This window comes from Wenyingzhuangia sp., assembly GCF_039768515.1.
Taxonomy (GTDB): Bacteria; Bacteroidota; Bacteroidia; order Flavobacteriales; family Flavobacteriaceae; genus Wenyingzhuangia.
In genome coordinates, this window is the sequence record NZ_JBDNAI010000123.1 from 1 (window position 1) to 3,225 (window position 3,225).

General features: G+C 36.7%; 1 protein-coding gene and 1 pseudogene. Both read left to right on the forward strand.

The features are described 5' to 3' along the window. A partial coding sequence (locus ABF281_RS07920) for a hypothetical protein (RefSeq protein ID WP_347181141.1) occupies nucleotides 1-2,679 on the forward strand: 2,679 nt, incomplete at its 5' end. 67 nt (nucleotides 2,680-2,746) lie between these two features. Then, nucleotides 2,747-3,225 (forward strand): annotated as a pseudogene (locus tag ABF281_RS07925) (transketolase); the annotation flags it as partial.

The following is a 3,225-nucleotide window of genomic DNA, read 5'->3' on the forward strand; positions in this document are numbered from 1 at the left end:
ACCTTCACCAACACAGAGGACAGTGAACTAAATCATCTATACTTAAATGATTGGGCGAACGCATATAGCTCTACAAAAAGTGCACTTGCTGATCGATTGGTGGAAGAATACAACCGAAGCTTCTATTTGTCAAAGAAGGCGAAACGGGGAAAAACGATTATCAATTCAATCAGCACTAATCATTCATTTGTAAAGTGGCAGCGCGAGCCTGAACAAGTGGATATCATAAAAATTGAACTAGAAGAGCCACTGATTGCGCAGGAAGAGATAATACTTGATTTGGACTATGTTATCCACCTCCCTGATGCAAGGTTTACAGGTTACGGTATCGTTACAAAAGAAACCTATTTATTGGAAAACTTCTTCGTGACACTTGCAGAGCGAACAGCAGGAGAATGGATTAAGCAAAGTCATTTAGACTTGGAAGATTCCCCGATGGGAGCAAGCAATATTATCTGTACATTGATAGCTCCCAAAGAGTTAGCGGTACATTCTAATCTTGATGCGCAAGATATAATTCATGATAATGACAACATAATCCATCGATTTTCTGCAAAAGCGAAGAGAAAAATACTTTTTCATATAGGAAAAGACATTGCCTATGAAACGTTTAGCTTAACTAATAAAAAAATAAAGACCAACATAAACCTAGATGGCTTAGACAAAGAAGAAACTAAACTTAGTCTCACAAAAATAGATGACTTTCTGGAAAAAGCGTTGGGGAAGTACACGCACCAAAACGTGCTTCTATCGAAAGAAAAGTACAATAAGCGCCCTTTTTATGGGCTGACACTTGTGCCTGGATTTTTAAAACTTTTTCCTGCCCAGTTTGAGTTTGAATTAAAGGCACTTAACACCTATTTATACGATTATTTATCAGAAGTGTTACCCCTAGAATCTAGAGAAGATTACTGGCTTTTCGGGGGGTTACAAACCTATCTGATGACTCAATATGTCAAAGAAAACTATGCAGACACGAAATTGTTGGAGTCGTTTATGCGACAGCCGCTAATTCGTTTTCTAACCGAGAAATATCGCTTCACAGATTTAAGTTTTGAAGATACATTTCTTGAATTCCATGAATATATTCTTCGCAAAAATCTGCAACAAGAATTGTTTCGCCCGAAAGATGAATTAATTCGATTCAATGATCAAATTGGTCAACCCAGTCATATGGGCAAAGTCTTGAACTATTTCATTGAGAATAATTCCATAGAACTTTCCCCATTTATAGCTAAGATAAAGCGTGAACAGTTAACAGGAGCTGCATTGAAAATTGCGTTTTTCGATCATTTTGGCTTAAACGCTACTGGAGACTTTAGTCGCTATTTTTCAAGTCGTTCGTCAGTTGATTTGTCCTTTGCAAAATTTAAAAAGCAGGACAGCATACTCAGCTTTCAAATTAAAGAGAAAAGTAACTATTCGCTTCCTTATTCTCTTGGTTGGATAAGAAATGATTCATTAATAAAAACTGAGCGCTTTGAGGGAAATACTATTGGTGAAACCATCCAACGCTCAAAATTAGATGCTGACTACCTAGTCATTAATCCCGTAAATAAATTTCCAGAACTCAATCCGAGAAACAATGTTAAACAGCTAGGCTTATTGGGAATTAAACCCATTCGATTTACCTTTCTAAAAGACTTTGAAAATACATCATACAATCAATTATTCTATCGACCAGAGGTGAATTTTAATGTTTATGACGGTATTTCATATGGCATTGGGATAAATAATAGTACAATAAAAAGACGACCTTTCTTTTTCTCCATTGACCCATTTTACTCTCCTGTTAACAAACAACTTGTAGGATATTTCTCTACTTCTTACAATGCTTTCAATCAAGATTCAAGTTATTACTTGAAAAGTGTAGGCTTTTCTGGTTCTAGTTTTCATTATGATGAAAACCTTCGGTATACCATATTTTCAGGCTCAGCTTTTATTGCGAAAAGACCGAATAATCTGAGAGAAAATCGTAAAGAGATCCTTCAATTGTTTTGGCAATCAGTAGATCGAGAAGAAAATATTGATCAAATTCAAAATCCAAACTATAAAATCGCCGGTTTACGCTATATTTTTTCAAATAAAAATGCCTTGAATTATTTTACCATGTCAAGTAACCTTGAAGCCGGTTCAAAGTTTGGAAAGTTTAGTTTAAAAGCAGATTACAGGCATTTAACCAACAGCGGAAGACAGTTTTCATTACGCTTTTTTGCTGGAAAATTTTTGTGGAAAAACAACCTCAATACCGACTATTTTAATTTTGCTCTTGATCGTCCTACCGACTATTTATTTCAATATAATTATCTCGGAAGATCAGAAACAACTGGAATTTACAGTCAACAATACATTCCTGCAGAGGGTGGGTTTAAAACGAAATTCGAAAACCCTTTAGCCAATAATTATTTAATTACTGCCAACACAAGCATGGGGATTTGGAAATGGATTGAAGCCTACGGAGACATTGGCTTTATCAAACACGACGACTCCCCCTCCCGTGTTCTTTTTGATACCGGAATTCGCTTTAATTTTCTTCCTGATTATCTTGAGGTCTATTTCCCAATCTACAACAGTGCTGGATTAGAAGTTGACCAGCACAATTATGCACAGAAAATTAGATTTGTCCTCACCCTTGATCGAGTAACGCTTACACAATTATTCAGCCGTAAGTGGTTTTAAAGGGGTATCTAGGGCAGTTTTTATTCCGTTTTAATTTTTGTACTTTTGCCTTGCCTAAAATTCTAATATGTCAAAAACCCAAGAAGTAGCGGATTCAGCGCTTTCCTTTGATTCTTTTAAAGAGGAGTTACTTGCCGATTATCGAATCATTGTTCTAAGTCGTGAATGTAGTCTACTTGGGCGTAAAGAAGTTTTGACAGGAAAAGCCAAGTTTGGTATTTTTGGTGATGGAAAAGAATTACCGCAACTTGTGTTGAGTCGGTATTTTCAGAAAGGGGACTTTCGTTCAGGTTATTATAGGGATCAAACCATTTTAATGGCCCATAATTTACTTCAGCCACAGCAACTTTTTGCCGCTTTATATGCCCATCCAGATCTAGCTGAAGAACCCATGTCTGGTGGCCGACAGATGGGAGCTCACTTTGTAACCCAAAGTCATGATGAAAATGGAGATTGGCTAGATTTAACAAAACAATACAACCACAGCTCAGATATTTCGCCAACAGCAGGTCAAATTCCACGGTCCATTGGTCTGGCACAAGCCTC